We start from the raw sequence: 21,954 nt of genomic DNA on the forward strand, positions 1-21,954 counted from the left end.
TCACAAGAGTAAATTGACAGACATAGTAGCTGTTTTCCTCTTTGGGAACTGATTTCAGGATTTTAAAAAAGTGGGCTTATTTTATAAATAAATCCCACTTTTTAATTGAATTCAAGCTTTAATAACTTTCCTTCTCATTAGGAAAATCTTTACTTTTCACGTCTTTGATATATTGACCAAAGGCCCCCATCATTATACCTTCTAAATCAGCGTATTGCCTTAAAAACCTTGGTTTAAACTCCTGGGTGATTCCCAGCATATCGTGCACAACCAATACTTGACCGTCCACACCACCTCCAGCACCTATGCCAATAATTGGGATAGAAACAGATTCTGCTACTTTCTTGGCTAGATCAGCGGGAATTTTTTCCACCACTATAGCGAAGCACCCCAACTCTTCCAAAAGCTTAGCATCTTCCAAAAGCTTGGCCGCTTCCGCACCTTCTTTAGCTCTCACAGTATAAGTGCCAAATTTGTATATGGACTGGGGGGTCAGTCCCAAGTGTCCCATCACTGGAACACCGGCGCTTAAGATCCTGACTACAGATTCTTTGATCTCGGAACCACCTTCCACTTTTACAGCATGGGCCCCCGATTCTTTCATGATCCGAATCGTAGAGCGCAGTGCCTCAGAGCTATTGCCCTGATAGCTTCCAAATGGAATGTCAACCACTACGAAAGCCCTGTTCACCGCCCTTACCACAGAAGATGCATGATAAATCATCTGGTCTAACGTAATCGGCAGGGTAGTTTCATGACCAGCCATGACATTGGACGCCGAATCACCTACAAGAATGATATCGACCCCTGAAGCATCCACGATTTTGGCCATGGAATAATCATAGGCAGTGAGCATTGAGATCTTTTCACCACGTTCTTTCATTTCCTGAAGGATGTGCGTAGTGATTCTTTTTACGTTTGCAGAAGGATGTACTGACATAATATTAGTGAAGATAAACGAAGTAATTATCTCCTGAGAAGTCTACTTTGATATGTTCATTTAGTGTGGTAGAAAGCTCGAATCCTGTATAATCGGGTCTAATCGGGAACAGACCATGACTTCGATTTACCAGTACGGCTATTTCCATTTTATAGAGTTCTTCGTCCAAAAAAGGCTTCATCGCATACACCAGTGTTTTCCCGGTGTTGAGCACATCATCCACCAAAATCAAGGTCTTCCCCTGTAAATCGATTGCAGTCGAAAGCTGTACTTCCTCAGAGGCCACGTGTGCTTTGTCCAAAAGAATTTCAGTTTGCTCGATGATAAGTGGAGAGATCGCTTTAAGTTCTGTCGCTAAAAGATGGGCCAGGGTCCCTCCCATTCCAGAAATCCCCGCAAACACAACGGCCTTTGAGTTAAGATTTCTCTCATAAATCTCGTAGGCCATCCGGGTGATTTTCTTCTTTATCTGCTGGTGATTGAGTACTTCGCTCATGGTATATTTCAAAAATGAAAATTAGGCCAATTCTACTTAGATTCAAAATCAATAAGACAGCTTATCTATAGTCATCTTCTTCATTGAGAATATTCAAATAGCTTTCGTAGCGATAAGGATGGATATATCCAGCTTCTACTTTCTCTAGTACTACACATCCGGGTTCGTTCACATGCTGGCAATTATTGTATTTGCATTGTCCGAGATACTTTCTCATCTCCGGAAAATAATGAGAAAGCTCATAATCTTCAATATCCAGAATCCCAAACTCCTTGATTCCAGGTGTATCAATCAGGTCTCCCCCATTGTCCAAGGCAAAAAGTTCGGCAAAAGTAGTTGTATGCACACCTTTAGATGTAAATCCCGAAACCTCCTTGGTATGCTGTGCAGCTTCAGGGACCAGCGCGTTGAGCAAGGTTGACTTCCCTACTCCTGAATGTCCGGAAATCAAGGTTGATTTACCTGCCAGAACTGCGTTGAATTTTTCTTTCAGTTTCTCTTCTTTCAGCGCAGACACTTCCATTACTTGATATCCTAGCGGCTCGTAAATCTCATGTATATCCAAAAGCCAGTCTTGCGATTTCTCGCCAGACATTTGATCCATTTTGTTCACCACCAAAATTGCCGGTATACGAAAACTCTCTGTGCTGACCAAAAACCTATCAATAAAACCCAAAGATGTCCTTGGACTTTTCATGGTGATGACAAGGATCGCCTGGTCGAGATTGCTGGCAATGATATGCGAAAAATGCTGCTTTCGGGTTGACTTTCGGATGACGTAATTTTCTCGTGGCAAAATATCAGAAATCACTGCTGTCTCCTGATTCTCCTCCTTTTCCAACTCCACCCAATCCCCAACGGCAATCGGATTAGTCAGCTTAAGTTCATCTTGCTTAAACTTCCCCTTCAGTCTGGAAGAGACAACACCTTCGTCAGTCAGCACCAAATACCAGCTCCCTGTGGATTTTATCACTCTTCCTTTCATATGATTATAATTTGTCTTTCTAAGGTCATATGGAATCTCGCATGCATTATAATCATCCCGGTGTGTGACGTTTTCGTCATGCTCGATTTCATCTGATTATAATTTGTCTTTTAAGGGCCATATGGAATCTCGCATGCATTATAATCATCCCAGTGTGTGACTCTTGAGTCATGCTCGATTTCATACTTTTAAGACCAGTTTTTCTACCTTATCTATAATTCTTGCTGCTGCCCCAACATTCATTTTCACCCAATTTTGTGCCGAATCAGCACTTTTTTGATAAAAACCCGGCTCTTCAAGTCTCTCGAAAACCTCCTTTAAACTTTCTGTATCACTCACCTCAAATCCACATCCTTTCTCCTGACTTTCTGCTGATTCCGGAAATTTCAAAGATTTTTTTAATTTGCCGAAAATCACAGGAATCCCAAACCCTAATGGCTCCAAAATATTGTGAAGTCCTTTCCCGAAAGCTCCGCCTACATATGCGACTCTGGCGAATTGATACAAGGAGCTAAGCATTCCAATATTATCAATAAAAAGCACGTCTGGAGCGAGTTTCGAATCCCATTGAGAATACCTGAGCGCTGATAAAGATAACTGATCTGCCCATCGGTTCATCGGTTCTGGATTTAAATCATGAGGTGCGATTATCCATCGGTATTCAGGATGTGCATTCATCAAAGGAATCAGCAAATCCATGTCCTCTTGCCAAACTGAGCCAGCGACGATAGTCTGCTTTTTACCTAGCCAATTGGCCAATTCAGGAAACTTCTTATGATTCTTTGCCGTCTGCACCACGCGGTCAAAGCGGGTGTCTCCTGCAACACTCACGTTCTGATATTCAATTGACCTTAACAATTCCTGTGCATTCTGATTTTGGGTAAAAATATAATCAAACTGAAATAGGATATTTCTAAAAAATCCATCTCTTCGGAAGTAAATCTGATCTGACCGAAAAGCTGCGGAGAAAAGAAAAAGTGGTATCTGTCTAGCTTTGACAGCCATGATGTGGTGGTACCAAAGATCATACTTTACGAAAAAAACAATGTCGGGACTCAGCATATCCACGAATTTGTTCGCTGGCCCTTTACCATCCAGTGGCATATAAGTAATAAAATCAACATGGGGTTGTGCCTTTTCAATTACGTTATCATATCCCGAGGGGCTAAAAAAGCTAACCACCACTAATTGAGCAGGATTGGTCCGCTTCAACTCAGCAATCACAGGCCTTGCCTGCTCATATTCGCCTAGGGAAGCTGCGTGGAACCATGCCAGACTTCCAGGATTTTTGTATCTGAAATCCACAAGTCTTTGAAATAGATTTTTTCTGCCAGCGAAGAAATGTCTAATTTTGCGGTTAGTCAGTCCACTTAGGCGCAAAAGTATCTTGGCAAAAAATATCCCAATTCTATAAATCCATTTCATTCATCAAAAGTAGCCATTTGACTGGAAATAGTTTTGTTCTCACCTAATTCCACTTAGGAGGATTATTACTAGTCGGCTTTGCGCATTGTCAGAAAAAACACAAACTGAGCTGTGCATTTCCAACTAAAATTTGCTAAATTCAAAACCCTCGTTTTTTTAAGGAGCTTGGTCAGTTCAGAGTTAACGTAATATGATTAGAGTTTTATTTGTTTGTCTTGGCAATATTTGCAGGTCTCCCTTGGCCGAAGCTATCTTCAATAGCAAGGTGAAGCTAGCCGGCATGGAGTCACAATTCAAATGTGACAGTGCAGGGACTTCTGATTTTCACATTGGCGAACTGCCTGATGAACGGACAATTAAATGTGCTTCCAAATACAACCTTCCATTAAATCATCGAAGCAGGCAGGTAAACCGCACAGATTTTAGGGATTTCGAGTATATCCTGGCAATGGATGATAATAACCTACGGAATCTAAACAACCTAAAAGTACGATACGGTTTTGCGGACAAAGAAATCCACCTGATGCGGAATTTTGTAGCTGAGTCACAGGGGATGTCCGTCCCTGATCCCTATTATGGCGGAGAAGAAGGATTTGAGGAAATATATCAAATTTTAGATGAAGCACTTGATAATTTCCTCGTACAGGTAAAAACAGCTCATCAGCTCTATGCTTGACCAGCATGGAATTTATGAACAGATACTTTTTGAAAGCTTAGGCTCTAAAGCTCAATTAAAATCAGTCTCTCTGGTAGCCTCCGGAAATCATAATAAAGGCCTAAGACTTGAAAGCGCATATGGTTTTTTCTTCCTAAAGTTGAATTTCGATCACGAGAGAGACATTCTTCACAAAGAATCTGAAGGACTGGAATTGCTTCGTAAAGCGACATTTCTGAAAGTCCCCCAGCTATACGGATGCGGAAGAATCGGCGATTACAATTACCTTCTGACAGAATTCATCACCTCCGGAAAAAATCAACCTGATTATTGGGAGAACCTTGGGTTGGGGCTTGCCCATCTTCATCTTACAAGTAATTCCAAATTCGGACTCGAACACAACAACTACATCGCTTCTATTCCTCAAAACAACCTTCAAATGGTTAATTGGTTTGATTTCTACGTTGAACATCGGCTGGAACCGCTTATTGGAAAAGCGTATTTTGAAAAGCTAATCTCACTGGAATTCCTGAAGAAATTCCAGGAAATCTACCCTAAACTGGAAGATATTTTCCCAGAAGAAAAACCTTCTTTAGTCCATGGGGATTTATGGTCTGGCAATGTAATCAGCACAGCAGATGGCCAACCTGGCTTAATCGACCCTGCTGTTTACTTTGGTCATAGGGAAATGGACTTAGCCTTCAGCCGTCTTTTCGGAGGCTTTGATGCGGAATTTTATATTTCCTATGAATCAGTTCTTCCGTTGGAACCCGGCTTTGAAACTAGAATGGGTATTTACAATCTATACCCATTACTTGTTCACCTGAATCTTTTTGGTACGGCCTACCTTCCAGGAATTGAGAGAATCATAAATCGATTTGTAAGATAGGCAGATTCCAAAGACAGCCTAGCCAAGATTCAACGGGACTTTCCCTCCTGTCTCTACAGCTTTGAAAATTGCATCGATAATTTTCATATCTCTTACTCCCTCTTCTCCATTTACAGACACTTCAGGCTCTTTTCCATCAAAAATAATCGCAGCCATTTCATCCATCTGGACAGTCTGATGAGTAACAATCGGCTCTGATAGCGGTCCTTTATGTGTCTCTCCCTTGATAGGGCCATAGCCCGTAGAAGGCTGCATTTCTACCCAGCCTTTGCTACCATTGAGATAAAACCGATCCAGGTTATTCATATTGTACGTAGAAAGACATGAAGCTATCGCTCCGCTGGGAAACCCCATCTGGAAGGTAATTGTCTCATCTATCCCTTCTTTAAACTTCTCATGGTTGGTTTTGACCTCTTGGGCTGTAACCCAGATCGGTTCTTCTCCGATCATATACCTGGCACCGTTAATTGAGTAAATACCAATATCCATCATAGCACCCCCGCCAGAAAGCTCAGGCTTTAGCCTCCACTGGGTAGGATCACCTATAACAAAGCCACTTAACCCCTGAAAAAAATGGATTTCTCCCAATTCACCTGCTTTACGCATGCGAATCACCTCCAATGTATTTGGCTCAAAGTGCATACGGTAGCCGATCAGCAACTGAACTCCAGCCGCCTTACAAGCGTCTACCATAGCTTGTCCATCTTCAGCGTTGACTGCCATTGGCTTTTCACAGATCGCATGCTTCCCGGCTTTTGCCACTCGGATTACCTGATCTTTGTGCAGACCGTTAGGCGTAATCACATATACTGCATCAATGTCCGGATTATCCTTTACGGCATCGAAATTTTCATAGTTATAACAGTTCTTCTCCGGGATTCCATATTTTTCCCGCCAAGCCACCACTTTGGAAGGAGTGCCGCTGATCACTCCCACAAGTTTAACGCGCTCACAATCCTGAATTGCTTCTGCGACCCTTGTTCCATAGCTTCCCAAGCCCATAATGGCAACTCGAAGAGTTTGGGGATTTTTCGCAGAGGTGTTTATAGTATTTGTCATAGCTGAAAGAGGGTTTAAAGCAGGGACAGCAAATGCCATAGCAGACAGGCTGGCCTTTTGCAAAAATAATCTTCTGGTTTTCATGGTTTAGGTTATTGAGTTAGGATATCCTGAAAATATTGATTTTTGTCCAAATACCCTCGTCTACTTACAAATGACTTCCCCAAAACTTATTTAATCCTTCGGACAATCTGAACTGTATTTCTAGTGCTTTGCTCCAGCAGCACCTCATAGCCCTCGAGTAGCTTTGGTATTGAATCATCATCGGGATGAAGTACAGTAAGCAACTCCAGCCCCTCATTGTACCTAATTTCAAAATGCGAATTAAGCTGGCCCAGCAATTGTTCCAGTTTAAAAAGCTGGGAATCGATCACTATAGAAATGGTAATCGCTGAAGTCTGGAGCATATTCACGCGGAGTTTAAGCCCCTGTAATTGCTCATATACCTGATGAATGTGCTTCTCTTCAATAAAGGCAAAATCTATTACCTTGAAGCTAACCAAGATCTGGTCTTTCTTCAGTACTATAGTGGGTACCTGTTCCGCCTTGGCCCGGGAGTAGATCTTGGTTCCAGGTTCGTCCGGATTGAGAAAAGACCTGACAAAAAGTGGGATGCCTGAATTGGCCAAAGGTTTGATTGTCTTGGGATGAATAACGGACGCACCGTAGAAAGTCATTTCCGCAGCTTGCTGATAATCAAGTTCGGAAAAAAGCCTGGTATTGCCGAAAATCTTTGGATCTGCATTCAAGACCCCAGGCACATCTTTCCAGATAGTCACAGATCCTGCATCAAGGCTTGCTGCCAATATCGCAGCAGTAAAATCTGACCCTTCCCTTCCCAAGGTAGTAGGCCTACCTACACTGTCAGCCCCAATAAAACCTTGCGTCAAAACAGGAAATTGATCCAGCTTTGGCTTCAGTTGGGACTGACAATTCTTACGGGTCTTTCCCCAATTTACTTTTGCAAAGCGGAAATCGCTGTCGGTGATAATCAGCTCCCGGGCATCCTGCCAAAGAACAAGGGCGTTTTGGGAGCACAAATACTCCATCACAATTCTTGAGGAAAGAAGTTCACCAAAACCAATTATCCGATCATAGTATTCATCGTAATTATCCTTGGAAACCGGCTTGTCAAGCTCATGGTGGAGTTGGATAAAATAATTCTCGATTTTTGGAAAAATAATATGGCCTTCCGAGAACAACGCACGGCAAATATCTAAGTGAAAGCTTTTTAAAATTGTACTATTTTGAGAATAATCCTTCTTCTCTAATCTGAGTGAAAGAATGCTTTCCAGATGATTGGTAGTTTTCCCCATGGCTGAAACCACAATCACAAAATTATTTCGCAATCGATTACGGAGAATAACAGCCAAGTTTTGGATTGCAGGCGCATCTTTCACTGATGCTCCTCCAAATTTGTGGATTTGAGTTTTTGTCATTAAAATATTTGCTTATTTTTCAAAATAATTAAACCACCAATTGAACTATTCCAATACATGAAAACGCTACCTTATCAACCAGATCAAAGTGGCTTGGCCTACTCCGTCGGTACCACGCTAGACAGGTTCATCAAACTCAAACAAAGCGATTTCCCGTTTGCCTCAGGAGAGCTTTCACAACTGCTACGTGATATAGCACTTGCCGCGAAGATAGTAAATCGTGAAACTACACGTGCAGGACTATCCAATATCGGAGGAGCTTTTGGTCAAGTGAACATACAGGGTGAAGAGCAACAAAAACTGGATGTAATAGCAAACATCCGATTTATGCGTGCCCTGAGTAAGGGTGGCGAAGTCTGTGCCATAGTTTCAGAAGAAGAGGATTCTGTGATTGATTTGCAGAATAGCTCAGGCAAATACGTAGTAGCCATAGACCCGCTGGACGGAAGCTCAAATATCGATGTGAATATCAGCATAGGGACGATTTTCTCTATTTACCGAAGAAAAACCCCTGTCGGCAGTCCTGTTCAAACAGAAGATATCATGCAAGCAGGTACAGAACAGGTCGCAGCAGGCTATGTGCTCTACGGTTCTTCCACTATGCTGGTCTACACTACATGCTGCGGGGTGAATGGCTTCACCTATGAGCAATCACTAGGTGAGTTTTTCCTTTCCCATCCGGATATCCGGGCTCCGAAAAATGGGGGAATCTACTCCGTAAATGAAGGGACCCAGAAAGAATGGGAATCAGGTATTAAGAAATATATCGACCAATGCAAGGAAAGAAAATATTCAGCAAGATACATCGGCTCCCTTGTTGCTGATTTTCATAGAAACCTGCTAAAAGGCGGCATCTACCTATACCCAGCCACCAAAAAGAACCCTTCCGGAAAGCTTCGTCTGCTTTACGAAGCCAATGCTTTGGCATTGATCGCAGAGCAAGCCGGTGCGATGGCCACAAACGGAAATCAGAGAATTCTGGAGATCGTCCCGACCTCACTTCACCAAAGGACTCCGCTTTTGATTGGCTCATCTGAAATGGTCAAAGAGGCAGAATCCTTTATTGGTTCTGTGATAGAAAAATCTCTTCATTAAACTGCCCGTGTAAAAAAGTACAGGAATCGAAAGATGTCTTTTATCTTGCGCTCTCATTTATACGCTATGAAAACTATCAATCGCTATTTACCTATCGCCCTAATGGCTGCCGGGATATCTATTTGGACCTCCTGTTCCTCAAAAGAAGAAGTTAAAGTCGAGCCTATTGACGAGACTTATGCCATTCAAACTGAAAAAATGCTTGTCAATATAGACACGCTTTACACAGAATTCGATAACCCCTGGGGAATGACCTGGCTTACTGACGGCAGAATGCTGGTCACTGAGAAAAAAGGGGAAGTGTTGATTTTTAAAGACGACAAGTTCACCGGAGAGAAAATCCAGGGACTTCCTGAGGTCTGGACCGTAAACCAATCTGGACTTTTGGATATAGCAGCTCATCCTGATTTTGACAAAAATGGCTGGATCTATATTTCTTACGGCAAACCTATGCCTGACAGCACTTCTTCTACTACTATCATGAGATTTAAGCTGGAAGGCAACAATGCTGTCAACCAAGAAGAACTTATCCAGTCCCTGCCTGCCTGGAAAGGCGGAAGACACCTGGGAAGCCGGATTGTATTTGACAATGATGGACACCTCTATTATTCCAGTGGAGAACGTGGGGATACGCCTACCAATGCACAGGATTTGACCAATTCCCATGGGAAAATCCATCGTATTCATGACGACGGAAGAATTCCTACAGATAATCCATTTGTGGAAACTGAAGGGGCTATGCCCTCAATATGGACTTATGGAAACAGAAACCCCCAAGGAATGTATTTCGATAAGGAGAACAACAAACTGTATGCTGCCGAACATGGTCCACAAGGGGGCGATGAGTTGAACCTGATCGAAAAAGGCAAAAATTATGGTTGGCCAGTGATTACCTGGGGAATAGACTATGATGGAACTCCAATAGCTGATATTCAAGAAAAAGAAGGAATGGAGCAGCCTTTAACCTACTATGTTCCCTCGATCGCCACCTCCGGCATAACCTTGGTAACTTCAGACAAATATCCTGCTTGGAAAGGCGATATACTTATTGGGGCACTGGCCAAAATGCACATCAATCGTGTGGATATGGATGGATCAAATGCGTTATCACAAGAAGTGATGTTTCAGGATATCGGACGGGTACGCCAAGTTTCCCAAAGCCCTGACGGCTATATCTATGCAATTACCCAAGGCAGCGGGCTGATGGTAAAACTGGTTCCTATTATTAAATAAGCAAGTAATCAACTCATAGAAAATCCTCTTTTGACCGATTCAAAAGAGGATTTTTTTTATGCTGATCCTGATTAAAAGGCTACACAAAATCCACATCCACATTAAAGGGGTATTTCATAAGAAATTGTAATGCCTCCTCGATCTCCAGATCTTCAAAAAGCACCCGATAAAGGTTTTCGGTGATCGGAGCCCGCAGATCCGCTGTTTCCAAAAACGCCTTTACAATTCTTACGGTATTGATTCCCTCGGCCACCTCATCCATGTCACTGACGATGGTCTCAAGCCTTTCACCTTTGGCAAGTCTATAGCCTACCGAAAAATTCCTGGAATGAGATGAATTGCATGTGGCAACCAAATCCCCTATTCCAGCCAAGCCCATGACAGATTTAATACTCCCGCCAAGTGCATTGCCTAAGTGAATCATCTCCACCATTCCCCGACTGATCAGTAGGCCTTTTGCATTTTCACCCAATCCTAAACCTGCCAAAGCTCCAGAGGCTATGGCAATAATGTTTTTCAATACACCACTGATCTCTACTCCAATAATATCCGAATTTCCGTAGACCTGGAATTTCTCAGACCTCAACAGACTCTGCCCTTCCAAAATCACCTCATTGTACTTGCTTGCTATCACAGTAGCAGCAGGTTGCCCTTGAGCTAGCTCTTTGGAGAGATTAGGCCCTGCCAAGCATCCTACCCGCACGGCAACTGTCTCTTGAAGAATCACTTCGCTCATAGTCAGGATTTGACTTCGTTTGATCCTCTTGACAGTATCTAATGTTTCTCCTGTTTTGAGATTCAAACAAAGCCCTTTAGTGCCATGAATAATCAAATGATAAGGAAAAAGAAAAGGGGAAAAAGTTCTCACCACATCCTGAAATCCGGATGAGGAAACCATAAAAAACAATACATCACAACTTTTTGCAAGTTGCTCCGGATCATTTGAAGCAATTACATTTTCGCTCAGCACTTTTCCCTGTGCAGTATGGTTTGTATTGATTTCCTCTACCACTTCCTGCTTTCGCGCATAGACCATCACTGGGTTTTTGGCCGCCAGAATATTCGCTATTGCTGCGCCAAAGCTTCCCACACCGATCACACCGATGTACTTTGGTTTAGAAGAGTTTTTCGAGTTCATATCCTGTTAATCTGTTATGATAAAAATAAAGCAGGCTCATATCTTCAGTACCTATATCGCCATTTTTATCTTGAATAATTGGCCTCTTGGCATGATACATCCCCACGTTTTCTATTCCCCTGTTGATGACTTCTTCCATATCAAGGGAAAGATGCGGTGCCGTATTGATTAGCCCTTGAGTTTTCAGTTGGTTGATTTTATCTAAAACAATTTGACAATTCCCTTTGAATTCCTCATATGAAATAGAAATTTCTTCCTCAGGAAGTCTAAGCAAGTCAAATAAATCCAGTTTTCTATTTTGTCTTTTGATAAGTTCAAACGCTACAAAAGCAACCAAATGTGAATTGAACACACGGTTGATCTTGTGAAATTCCTCCACGATTCGCTTACCCAGCATATTCGTGTACTCTTCCTCCCGTTGGTTATCCACTGAAACCTCGCCACCGGAAATAAAATAATCCCGTGTATTGATTACCCTTCCGTTCTTATCCAAACTTCTTCCGTCCACATCCACGTAGTTCCCAAGTACGTCCATAGCTCTGCCTACTGACACAGAGATATCAGAACCTTTGGTGAAAAACTTGATGAGAAACTTAGAGATTTTATATGAATTCGAAAATTCATCATTCTCCCTATAATATCTCTCTTGTCCGGTAATACTCAAATGGTCCCGTATCAAACTTGGTGCTTCCAGCACAAAGTGATAATTGATTGTCACAGGCACGATGAAAACCTTACCTGAAATATCATTTATTCCGTTTTGAAAATTTGCCCGCTGTGCTTCAATAGCCGTACTCAAAAGTCCAAGTTTAAGTTTCGATTCGATCATCCCACTACGGGATCTGGTGCCTCCGGGAAAGAACAAACTGTGACACCCAAACTGAATGGCTTCCTTAGAGTAAGTCTTCAGCGTCTCCAGGTACATCAGGTTTTTCTTTCTCCTATCCACTTTGTAGGCGCCCAGAGAATTCATGAAATACGCAAAAATGGAAATATTAAAGAGATTCAGTCCCGCCCCATAGATAAAAGGAGGCAACCCCAATACTGAAATCACCCAGCCTATTAAAATACTGTCCAAATTACTGAAATGGGTAGGAACCATCACCACAGTTCCTTTGGTGGCTAAATCCCTTAGTTGGTCCGTTTCGCCTGTTATCTGGATTTTATCCTGAAGGGTGTACTGATTGCTGAATATAGATTTAAAGCCTTTTACCCGGGCTGCATTCAGCAATCTTGAAAAGCCATAAGTAACTACCGATCGTGTGAATTTATAATGTGTGGCCTTGAAATTACTTGCGATTTCCTCAGCATAACGAGAGGTAATACTGTTCAACACCGACTTATACTCCTGAAATCTCTTGACTTTACTTCTTGCCGTCTCGGTACTGATCTGAACCAAAGATGATTTCACCCCACTCCAAAAAGAACCATCATCATCCGGATCCACTACCCAGGGATTCTGCTTGATTCTCAGTTTTTCGCGATATAAAGTAGTCTCTAATTCCTCCTTCAGAATATCAGGATTATTTCCTGTGAGATTGAGAATCCTATCTTCGGACAGGTCAGCCACTTTCTTCACAAATTCCTTACGCTCCCGCGCCAATTTCACCACCGGCCATTCGTCTTTGCTGGGGTGAATCGGCTCGTACTTATGTTTGATGTATTTCTCCTCCAAGTGGGTGGTTTTTGTTAAAAATCTTGTCAAAGATAGTGAAAAAGCCCTTTCCCCTCCGAATGATCAACGAGAGGAAAGAGCAGATGATTTAGACTTTACAATAATAGCAACGACTGCTGAAGTAGCAACCCCCATAATTAAAGCGCCTACCACAGACATGATCATATAGCTTTGTAAATTGAAGTATGATGCTGCTTCTTCCTGGGTCATTTCACCTGCACTCACTGCATAGTTAATAACCTTTGAGAAATAATCCGGGGTAATAAATTCAAGGGTGATGTATTGGGAAAGTGGGCACAAAATCGCCACAATAAGGGTAATCACCAAACCGGTCATAAAGCCCTGGTAATAATTCATCACCCCGTGGTAGAAATTCTTCTTTTTATCCAGCAAAGCGAAAATATAAATTGCAATGGAAGGAATTGCCACCAAATTGGTCAATGTGGCATGATCTGCTATTTTCTCATCATGCCAACCCAAGGATTTCTCCAAAGCCATCCAAGCCAGCATCATGACCACAAAGATCAATGCCCATTTGATTTCAATCTTTATATTTTTCATAGCTTCTTAGGATTAGGGATGCAAAATGCTAGGTACAAAATACATAAATTTCTAAAATCAACATCATTTTCGAATGATTGCTACACGTAGGCCTTCATTCCCTTGTCCATGAGAGAAAGGGTATTATTTTTACAGCATCAAAGACCGGATGAAACCAGACCTTAAGCAAATACAAATCCCAATAGAGAACGAAATGGCTCAGTTTGAGCTGAAATTTCGAAACTCCATGAAAAGTAAGGTCAAGCTCCTCGATCATATCACCAATTACATAGTAAAGCGAAAAGGCAAACAGATGCGTCCAATGTTTGTCTTTTTGACCGCTGGGGTATGTGGCGGAATAAATGACTCAACACATCGTGGGGCCGCCCTTATTGAATTGCTACATACCGCTACACTCGTACACGATGATGTAGTGGATGATGCAAATTACCGACGTGGATTTTTCTCTGTTAATGCGCTTTGGAAAAACAAAATTGCTGTGCTTGTCGGAGATTACCTTCTCTCTCGGGGCTTACTCTTAAGTGTGGACAACGGCGACTTTAAACTGTTGAAAATAGTCTCCAATGCGGTAAAAGAGATGTCTGAGGGGGAATTACTACAAATTGCTAAAGCCAGAAAACTCGATATAACAGAGGAAGTCTACTACGATATTATTCGCCAAAAAACAGCCAGCCTATTGGCTTCCTGCTGTGCTGTAGGGGCATCCAGTACCGAAAGCAACGATGAGACTATTGCCAAAATGCGGGAATTCGGCGAGAAGGTTGGAATGGCATTTCAGATCAAAGATGACCTTTTTGACTATGGCGAAGATGAAATAGGCAAACCTGTCGGCATTGATATCAAAGAAAAGAAGATGACCCTTCCTCTTATTTTTGCTTTGCAGCACGCTGACTGGCTTGAGAAGAAGAAAATCATTCATCTGATCCGAAATCGGAGTGAGGATAAAAAGGCAGTGAATCAAGTGATCAGTTTTGTTAAGAAAAGCGGTGGCCTGGAATATGCCAAAACCATCATGGATAGATTCTATAGGGAAGCGCTTGACATCCTAAAAGGTTTTCCTGAATCCGATTATAAAACTTCACTGGAGGGACTTGTGAGTTATACGATTGAAAGGAAGAAGTAGTCAGTAAATTTTTTCCTTGCCTTCTCTACTTCCTCTTTCCTTCAATCATCCCATTGATCGTATCAGATGATACGATCAAGCCTCATTAAATACCCCTTAAACTCCTTAAAGTCATTCCCCATCGCATGCACTTTTTTCTCTCCATCCATAAATGCAGCCAATCTCCCAGGCAGGGTCAAGGTTAAATCCAATGCATTTTCCACCGTTTCCCGGAATTTCCCCGGATGGGCAGTTTCCAAAAATACTCCTTGGAAATTATCATTTTCAGCCATAAAATCCATTAGCCCTTTATAACCAACTGCTCCATGCGGATCGAGCGTATAACCGGCCCGATAGACTTCCTGCATCACTTCTACGGTTTCCTCATCCGTGTAAAAATATCCTTTTACATTATCCCTAAGTGCTTGTTCATCGCCACCATACAAAGCAAGGAGCCTTGGAAAATTACTAGGATTGCCAACATCCATGCTGTTGCTAATGGTTGCTATAGAAGCCATTGTCTGGAAATCAGCCCCATTCAGATAGTCTGGAACAACCTTATTCACATTCGTTGCAGCGACAAATTGAGCTATCGGTAAGCCCATTCGTTGCGCTAAAATACCGGCAGCTATATTCCCGAAATTCCCCGAAGGAACAGCAAAAGCCACTTTTTTATCATTCTTCGGCAGCCTGGAAAAAGCATAGAAATAGTAGAGACATTGCGGAATCCATCTAGCCACATTGATGGAATTGGCCGAAGTCAGTAGCAGTTTTTCGTTCAGTTCAGCGTCCAAAAACGCTTCCTTTACCATTCGCTGACAATCATCAAAAACGCCATCTACTTCCAGCGCAGTGATATTTCGTCCCAAAGTAGTAAACTGTTTTTCTTGAAGTTCACTCACTTTACCTTTAGGAAAAAGTATAATCACTTCCACTCCGTCCACTTCCAGGAATCCATTGGCTACTGCACTGCCAGTATCCCCTGAGGTAGCTACCAACACCCTGACTTTCTGGTCAGATTTTGCCATCAGCATACTCATCAGTTTGGAACAGAATCTTGCACCAAAGTCCTTGAATGCCAAAGTAGGCCCATGGAAGAGCTCCAAAGCATAGACATCTTCCTCCACCTTCACCAATGGGGCATCGAAAGTAAGGGTATGATCTACCAGTTCTTTGATCTGCCCTTGACTCAAAGCTGTCGAAAACAATGCTCCAATGACTTCATAGCCAATTTCATGAAAAGTCATTTGAGGAAGTTTATTCAAAAGCTCGTTTGATAAAACCGGGACTTTCATCGGCATATAAAGTCCCTGATCAGGCGCTAATCCTTTAATAACAGCCTCTACTAGATCTACTTGGTGCCCAGGATTATTTGTACTGAAAAACTTCATAGCGGTTATTTTTATTCGATCACGTAGGCTCCTTTTGTGTTTATTTCAGAGAAATAAACGTCTACCCCAAGGCCTATACTGGAATAAACTTCTTTTGCGGCCTTTGAGATTGCATCAGCCTTTTCCTTTCCCTTGGAGAGTGCAAAAAGTGTCGGCCCTGAACCTGAAATCCCCATTCCAAGTACACCCGCAGATTTAAGAGACTCTCTCACCTCGTAAAATCCAGGTAATAAAACTGCTCTATAAGGCTCTGCAATTACGTCCTTTAGAGATCTGGAGATCAGCTCGAAATTCCCTTCATATAGCCCTGCTATCAATCCTGCTACGTTTCCAGATTGGATAGTGGCATGTTTCATAGGGATCTTATCCCTAAGTACTGATCTAGAGTCAGCCGTATTCAACTCATAATGCGGATGTAGTAAGGTACAGTACAAATCATCCGGAACAGGGAGCTTGACCACATCCAGTGGGTGATAATCCCGTATCAATACGAAGCCTCCCAATAAACTTGGACCAACATTATCTGCATGTCCTGCGCCGCATGCTACTTTTTCCGCAGCTATCGCAAAAGGCAAAAGATCTTTCTTCTCAAAAGGGTCGCCCAATAGTCTATTGGCAGCAGCCAAAGCCGCCACAGCACTTGCAGCGCTAGACCCCATCCCTGACCCTAGAGGCAATCCCTTTGCGAGATAAATATCCATTCCTACCTGCAGCCCCATCTCATCCAACATAGCCTGGATAGCCACTGCGCAGGTGTTTTTTTTTGCTTCGAAAGGCAATTTGCCCCCATCCCCTTCTATAGACACAACTCTGAGTCCCGGCTCATCTTTTCGGATTACCTCTACTGTATCTCCCATAGCGTCAATGGCAAATCCCAGGATATCAAATCCGCAGGACACATTGGCTACAGTGGCTGGAGCAAAGGCTTTTGCTGACCTGATCATTCGCGGGTATAATTACCTATTCTAATCACATCTGCAAAGACCCCTGCGGCAGTCACATCTGCTCCTGCACCAGGCCCACGGATAATCATCGGGCGGTCATGGTAGCGATCAGTGGTCAACAAAATCATATTATCACTGCCACTCAAGCTACTGAACGGATGTGAAACCGGAACAGAATTAAGCCCAACTTTTGCCTTCCCATTTTCAAGGGTAGCCATGAACCGCAGCTTTTCTCCTTTAGCTTCGGCTTCTTGCAACATTTTAGCAAAAGCCTCATCATGGGTTTTAAGTTTCTCAAAAAAATCAGGAACGGAGCCCAACCCCCGGCAATCCTGCGGAACCATGCTTTGAATTTCAATAGAGTCAAACTCCAACTCTTGCTCTGCCTCGCGGCCTAAAATCAAAATCTTCCTGGCCACATCCATTCCACTTAAGTCATCACGTGGATCAGGCTCTGTAAATCCTAACTCCTTCGCCTTTTTCACTACTTCTGAAAATGGTGCCCCACTCTCCAATTCTGAAAAGATATAATTCATTGAACCTGAAAGAACCGCTTCTATCCGAATGACTCTATCCCCACTTAGCATTAGATCCTGCAAGGTATTAATCACTGGAAGACCAGCCGCCACATTAGTTTCGTAGAGAAATTTTACCCCACGTTTTTTAGCCAGCTTTTTCAACGCCCTGTATTGTTCCATGGAGCCGGAATTCGCTTTTTTATTTGGCGTGACAATAGCCACTTTCGCTTCCAGAATTTTAGAGTAAAGCTCCGCGACATCCTGACTGGCAGTACAATCCACAAATACAGAATTGGAGAAATTCATTTCCTCCATCGTTCTGATAAATTTGCTCAAATCTGTTTTCTCATCAGAGTCGCTTAACACATAAGGATTTTTCAGATCAAACCCATCTTCATGAAACGCCATGAATCTGCTGTTTGCCATGCCGTGAATCTGGATATCTAGTTCATTTTCCCCTCTTAATTTCTGTTGCTGATTGGCAATCATTTTAATCAATGCCTGGCCTATCAGCCCCACTCCCACCAAAAAGACGTGGAGCACTTTATTTTCAGAGAGAAAAAATGCCTCATGAAGTGCATTGAGTGCTTTTTGTAAATCTGGCTGAGGAATAACCGCTGAGATATTCAGTTCAGAACTTCCCTGGGCGATGGCGGCCACATTGATGTTATTTCTTCCCAATGCCCTAAACATACGGCCAGAAGCACCTGGATTATGTTTCATATTCTCACCAACGACAGCCACGGTAGCCAAATCATGGAGAAGAAAAACCTCTTCCATCTCCCCTGATTTAATTTCATAATAAAATTCTTTCTCGATTACTTCCTTTGCCATATAAGCCTCCTGAGTCTTAATAGCCAGGCAAATACTATGTTCTGAAGAAGCTTGAGAAATCAGAAGAATATTTATTCTGGCTTCTGACAAAGCTTTGAAAACACGGCTAGTCCCCACTGTGGAATCCAGCATTCCGGCACCCTGAACAGTCACAATGGAAATATTCGAAATAGAACTGATTCCTTTGATCAACGCACCAGTACTTACCTCCCCATTGATCAGCGTCCCTTCATTCTCCGGTTCAAATGTGTTTTTGATATAAATCGGGATATTTTTCCGCATTGCCGGCTGCATGGTGGCAGGAAAAATCACTTTAGCTCCGAAATGTGAAAGCTCCATTGCTTCGTTATAACTCAGCTGGGGAATGGTAAATGCGGTGTAAACCAATTTAGGGTCAGAAGTCAGAACTCCCGATACGTCAGTCCAGATTTCCAGGTACGCCGCATCTAAAGCTGCCGCAAAAATCGCTGCAGTGTAGTCTGAGCCGGATCTTCCTAAAGTTGTGGTCTCTCCTTTGGCAGTCGAAGCGATGAATCCTGTGATCACTTTGATGCCGTCATGATTTTCAAAGTAATCCTTGATCGCCGCATTAGTAACTACAAAATCTACCTTAGCCTGTCCAAACCTATCATTTGTACGGATGACATCTCTGGCATCCAGAAATTGGCTTTTCATTCCATGACCACTCATGGATTCTGCCAGAATAAATGCTGCCAAACGTTCACCAAAACTGGCTACATAATCCAATGTACGTGCTGAATTCTCTTTGATCAGGTAAATTCCGTGAAACAGGTCTTCCAGTTCCTTGAAGCGCACTTTTACAAAGGTCATCACTGTAGATTGACTTTGCACAGCAATCAACTGACGTACAATGGTCAGATGCTTTTCTTCCAGGCTCTGCAAAAGTTCTCTATAAGCCTCGTCACCTTCCCTGGCAAGTTGGGCTATTTTAAGCAGAGTCTCCGTCACTCCACCAAAAGCCGAAAAAACGATAGCAACCTCTTCATGTCTGAGTTTCTCCTGGATAATAGAAAAAACTCGTTGGATATTCTCTGGATTAGCTACCGATGAGCCACCAAATTTGATGATTTTCATAAACTATTACTTCTGAAATTAATTACTTGGGAAATTAATACTGGCCGATAAAGGCCTTGGGGGCGGGTACTTTAAAAACTGCAACGGGATCACCCCGTAATTGTAGTACCAATCCATGTCGTCATAGAAAAAGTGGCGCAGGCTCTCGCTTCCATGGCTGGAAGTAGATTTAGGTCTGAAGAGTTTTTTGCTGCAAATACCATAACTGGACAATTGACAAGGCAATCTTACTGCCAAAATTTCTATTAGCCAAACAAACCATTAGAGTTTTTTGAAAAAAACCGAAACCCAATTAGAAATTAATCAACAATTCCCTAGAAAACTTAGAATTTAATATAATCGTTGCTACGATCCATAAAACACAAAATTGTATTTGGAATCAAATTCCTTAAATTCGTTAAGCGCTAAACCCATCTAAAAATGAGAGCTTGCAAAGCATTATCCTTCGGACTTATTTTCTTGCTATTCGCCAGTTGTGAAGGCACCAAGTCCTTGAACCCATTGAGTCTTCTCACCGGAAACTCCTGGACACTTTCCTCACTGAAGGGCAAGGGACTTGATATGAATAAGTTTGAAGGAGGTATTCCCTCCTTAAGTTTTTTAGATAATGGTAAACTGGCAGGCTTCTCTGGCTGTAATAATTTTTCTGGAAACTTTTCGCTGGAAGGATCGGGGATCAAGCTTGATCCAGGGGCAATGACAAAAAAAATGTGTCCTGGCTCTGGAGAGCAGGAATTTATTTCGGCTTTGGCTAAAGCAGAGGATTTGAAAATAGGAAATGACAAACTCACCTTACTCGATGGATCCACCGAGTTGATGAGTTTTGTCCCAAAGAATGATTGAGTAAAGGTTACATCAATTCAGTAATCCGGATGGATCTTCCACGAAATTCTACCTGATCATCCTTCTTAGCCCCAACCAAAATTTCACCAAGAGGCGAGTTCTTGCTTAACATAAAAAGCTTTTGACCATCTACTGTCAGTTGACCTAAACTGACAGAAATTAAATATTTATCTGCTCCAACCTGCACCAAGCTCCCTTCCTGAACAGACGATGCCGGTTCTTTGATCGCCTGAAGCCTACACAATTCATCAAATTCGAAATTTGCCTGCTTTAGCTGATTTTCCACAGTCATAAGGTCACGGGACATCATTTCCCTACCCGTTTCAAACTTGTCTCCGGCGCTACTTTTCGTATCCTCCAGGATCCCCTCGTTGATCGCCCTGCGTTCGGCCTTCAACAGATTGATTTTTTCTTTTACCTGCGCGATCGCAGTCTGATAAACTTTTTCTTTAAACGTATTCATAAATTATCAAGAGCAGCCGTCTTTTCGGCGAGTATCAATGATGTAAACAATTTTCCAGCCTTCGGCCATTTTTACTAATTGAAAGGAATTCACGCCGCAATGGCTGAATTTGTCGTTGAAATAAAACTCATAAGGTGTCCAGGCAGTTGCCATCGGTCCGTCAATATTGATTTGGTAGTCCGTAATTCTTTCGTCCAATTTCGTCTCTGTAGGCAGACTGCCAATTCCCTTCACAAACTCTGCCACAGATCCAGCCTTGACCACACCTGTCTCCCCGGTGCTTTCTATGGTCTGCATTATTGCATTTTCGGAAAAAACCGCCCCAATTTGATCTGAATTTTTCGCACGCATCCCCTCAAAAAGAGATGCTATTACTGCCTTGACTTCCGCCTCTTCAGACTGGGAAAATGCAGGGATTGCCAGTAAGAAGGCAAAAAACATGGATAATACAGATTTCATTTTCATACAGTATATATTAAACTTCACCATAAAGTTTGAATGTTATATTCCGGAGCGCGTGGGTATTCACCGCATAATGCATAGCCCCGGCAATCTCATCAGCACTTACCCACTTGCTAAAATCGGCATTGGGCATGGCTGCCCGGTTTGTCGGTGTGTCAATAATACTTGGCACAAAAACATGTGATCTGACCGGCGTGCCTTTCGTCTCCTCACCCACGATCTCGGCCAAAGAAATCACCAGCTTCTTGCTCAAAGAATAGGCCAGGGCACCTATAGCATCAGTTGGATTAAGAGCTGGCTTCGCTCCGACAAATAAAAATGTCCCTTTTCCCTGCTTTTTCATAATCGGCAAAAAACCTTTCACCAAGTGAAAGGCAGAGAAGAAATTCAATGTGAACATTTTCTCAAACATCGCCTGGTTGGTTTCCTCAATTCCTCCCATAGCGAAACCTCCAACCAAAAACGCCAGGGCATCCACATCACCATACTGCAAATGATATTCTTTGATAAAATCAGCTACTGCTCTTTCATTGGTCACATCCACTTCATAGAAGTCATCAGCCTCTTCTACCTCATGATTTTTTCCAGGTTGCAAGAGCGCAATAATATGATACCCTTCACGCTTGAACTTCCCAACTACTGCCGAACCTAGATTTCCTCCTGCTCCTGTGATAATGATATTTCTGCTCATATTACTCCAAAATTCTTTCTG

The 21,954-nt window shown here is 42.6% G+C and carries 21 protein-coding genes; 6 read left to right on the plus strand and 15 right to left on the minus strand.

The window, feature by feature from the left end; genetic code table 11:
- Window positions 1-118: 118 nt before the first annotated feature.
- From panB to AS141_RS20230, 4 genes are all read right to left on the minus strand, one after another.
- Window positions 119-940: a 3-methyl-2-oxobutanoate hydroxymethyltransferase gene (panB, locus tag AS141_RS20215; protein ID WP_057939513.1), complete on the minus strand. Its 822-nt coding sequence runs from the start codon at window positions 938-940 to the stop codon at window positions 119-121.
- 4 nt (window positions 941-944) lie between these two features.
- Window positions 945-1,436 carry a phosphoribosyltransferase family protein gene (locus AS141_RS20220; protein WP_057939514.1) on the minus strand — a complete coding sequence of 164 codons (492 nt, stop codon included), beginning with the start codon at window positions 1,434-1,436 and terminating at the stop codon, window positions 945-947.
- Window positions 1,437-1,497: 61 nt separating this feature from the next.
- A complete protein-coding gene (gene rsgA, locus AS141_RS20225) occupies window positions 1,498-2,421 on the minus strand; it encodes a ribosome small subunit-dependent GTPase A (protein ID WP_057939515.1) in 924 nt (307 codons plus the stop codon).
- A 180-nt stretch (window positions 2,422-2,601) separates the two neighbouring features.
- Window positions 2,602-3,846, minus strand: a complete 1,245-nt coding sequence (locus AS141_RS20230) for a 3-deoxy-D-manno-octulosonic acid transferase (protein WP_057939516.1) — start codon at window positions 3,844-3,846, stop codon at window positions 2,602-2,604.
- A 190-nt stretch (window positions 3,847-4,036) separates the two neighbouring features.
- Here AS141_RS20230 and AS141_RS20235 point away from each other — a divergent pair, with 190 nt between their 5' ends.
- Window positions 4,037-4,522 (plus strand): low molecular weight protein-tyrosine-phosphatase, encoded by a 486-nt coding sequence (locus tag AS141_RS20235; protein ID WP_057939517.1) that lies wholly within the window; start codon window positions 4,037-4,039, stop codon window positions 4,520-4,522.
- Window positions 4,515-5,390, plus strand: a complete 876-nt coding sequence (locus tag AS141_RS20240) for a fructosamine kinase family protein (protein WP_057939518.1) — start codon at window positions 4,515-4,517, stop codon at window positions 5,388-5,390. The genes AS141_RS20235 and AS141_RS20240 overlap by 8 nt, the downstream gene beginning before the upstream one ends.
- A gap of 18 nt (window positions 5,391-5,408) precedes the next feature.
- Here AS141_RS20240 and AS141_RS20245 read toward each other — a convergent pair whose 3' ends face one another.
- Both AS141_RS20245 and AS141_RS20250 read right to left on the minus strand, forming a co-directional pair.
- The gene (locus AS141_RS20245) at window positions 5,409-6,533 is read right to left on the minus strand and encodes a Gfo/Idh/MocA family protein (protein ID WP_057939519.1); all 1,125 of its coding nucleotides are present in this window, start codon (window positions 6,531-6,533) and stop codon (window positions 5,409-5,411) included.
- Between the two features lie 86 nt (window positions 6,534-6,619).
- Window positions 6,620-7,888 carry an aspartate kinase gene (locus tag AS141_RS20250; RefSeq protein WP_057939520.1) on the minus strand — a complete coding sequence of 423 codons (1,269 nt, stop codon included), beginning with the start codon at window positions 7,886-7,888 and terminating at the stop codon, window positions 6,620-6,622.
- Between the two features lie 57 nt (window positions 7,889-7,945).
- Here AS141_RS20250 and fbp point away from each other — a divergent pair, with 57 nt between their 5' ends.
- Window positions 7,946-8,983 carry a class 1 fructose-bisphosphatase gene (gene fbp / locus AS141_RS20255; RefSeq protein ID WP_057939521.1) on the plus strand — a complete coding sequence of 346 codons (1,038 nt, stop codon included), beginning with the start codon at window positions 7,946-7,948 and terminating at the stop codon, window positions 8,981-8,983.
- A gap of 66 nt (window positions 8,984-9,049) precedes the next feature.
- Window positions 9,050-10,216, plus strand: a complete 1,167-nt coding sequence (locus AS141_RS20260) for a PQQ-dependent sugar dehydrogenase (RefSeq protein ID WP_057939522.1) — start codon at window positions 9,050-9,052, stop codon at window positions 10,214-10,216.
- 79 nt (window positions 10,217-10,295) lie between these two features.
- On the opposite strand, the gene AS141_RS20265 is transcribed toward AS141_RS20260, so the two are convergent.
- The 3 genes from AS141_RS20265 to AS141_RS20275 all read right to left on the minus strand — a co-directional run bounded on the left by AS141_RS20265 (window position 10,296) and on the right by AS141_RS20275 (window position 13,590).
- Window positions 10,296-11,354 (minus strand): NAD(P)H-dependent glycerol-3-phosphate dehydrogenase, encoded by a 1,059-nt coding sequence (locus AS141_RS20265; protein WP_057939523.1) that lies wholly within the window; start codon window positions 11,352-11,354, stop codon window positions 10,296-10,298.
- Window positions 11,332-13,029 (minus strand): 1-acyl-sn-glycerol-3-phosphate acyltransferase, encoded by a 1,698-nt coding sequence (locus AS141_RS20270; RefSeq protein ID WP_057939524.1) that lies wholly within the window; start codon window positions 13,027-13,029, stop codon window positions 11,332-11,334. Before AS141_RS20270 ends, AS141_RS20265 begins: the two co-directional genes overlap by 23 nt.
- Window positions 13,030-13,092: 63 nt before the next feature.
- Window positions 13,093-13,590, minus strand: a complete 498-nt coding sequence (locus AS141_RS20275; RefSeq protein ID WP_057939525.1) for a DUF4199 domain-containing protein — start codon at window positions 13,588-13,590, stop codon at window positions 13,093-13,095.
- Window positions 13,591-13,738: 148 nt separating this feature from the next.
- Between AS141_RS20275 and AS141_RS20280 the strand changes: the two genes are divergently transcribed.
- Complete coding sequence (locus AS141_RS20280; RefSeq protein ID WP_057939526.1) at window positions 13,739-14,713, plus strand: polyprenyl synthetase family protein; 975 nt, start codon at window positions 13,739-13,741, stop codon at window positions 14,711-14,713.
- Window positions 14,714-14,775: 62 nt separating this feature from the next.
- Here the strand turns inward: AS141_RS20280 and thrC are convergent, their stop codons facing one another.
- Genes thrC through thrA form a run of 3 tightly spaced genes read right to left on the minus strand, consistent with a single transcriptional unit; the run spans window position 14,776 to window position 19,474 of the window.
- Window positions 14,776-16,083, minus strand: a complete 1,308-nt coding sequence (gene thrC / locus AS141_RS20285) for a threonine synthase (protein WP_057939527.1) — start codon at window positions 16,081-16,083, stop codon at window positions 14,776-14,778.
- Window positions 16,084-16,094: 11 nt separating this feature from the next.
- A complete protein-coding gene (locus AS141_RS20290; RefSeq protein ID WP_198293588.1) occupies window positions 16,095-17,027 on the minus strand; it encodes a homoserine kinase in 933 nt (310 codons plus the stop codon).
- Complete coding sequence (gene thrA, locus AS141_RS20295) at window positions 17,024-19,474, minus strand: bifunctional aspartate kinase/homoserine dehydrogenase I (RefSeq protein WP_057939528.1); 2,451 nt, start codon at window positions 19,472-19,474, stop codon at window positions 17,024-17,026. Before thrA ends, AS141_RS20290 begins: the two co-directional genes overlap by 4 nt.
- Before the next feature lie 420 nt (window positions 19,475-19,894).
- On the opposite strand from thrA, the gene AS141_RS20300 reads away from it, so the two are divergent.
- Window positions 19,895-20,317 carry an META domain-containing protein gene (locus AS141_RS20300; protein WP_057939529.1) on the plus strand — a complete coding sequence of 141 codons (423 nt, stop codon included), beginning with the start codon at window positions 19,895-19,897 and terminating at the stop codon, window positions 20,315-20,317.
- 7 nt (window positions 20,318-20,324) lie between these two features.
- Here AS141_RS20300 and AS141_RS20305 read toward each other — a convergent pair whose 3' ends face one another.
- Genes AS141_RS20305 through AS141_RS20315 form a run of 3 tightly spaced genes read right to left on the minus strand, consistent with a single transcriptional unit; the run spans window position 20,325 to window position 21,933 of the window.
- A complete protein-coding gene (locus AS141_RS20305; RefSeq protein WP_057939530.1) occupies window positions 20,325-20,780 on the minus strand; it encodes a hypothetical protein in 456 nt (151 codons plus the stop codon).
- A 6-nt stretch (window positions 20,781-20,786) separates the two neighbouring features.
- Complete coding sequence (locus tag AS141_RS20310) at window positions 20,787-21,239, minus strand: nuclear transport factor 2 family protein (RefSeq protein ID WP_087149452.1); 453 nt, start codon at window positions 21,237-21,239, stop codon at window positions 20,787-20,789.
- Window positions 21,240-21,255: 16 nt separating this feature from the next.
- On the minus strand, window positions 21,256-21,933 hold the full coding sequence (locus AS141_RS20315; RefSeq protein WP_057939532.1) for an SDR family NAD(P)-dependent oxidoreductase: 678 nt from the start codon (window positions 21,931-21,933) through the stop codon (window positions 21,256-21,258).
- Window positions 21,934-21,954: the final 21 nt, after the last annotated feature.

Source organism: Algoriphagus resistens, assembly GCF_001442615.1.
Classification (GTDB): domain Bacteria; phylum Bacteroidota; class Bacteroidia; order Cytophagales; family Cyclobacteriaceae; genus Algoriphagus; species Algoriphagus resistens.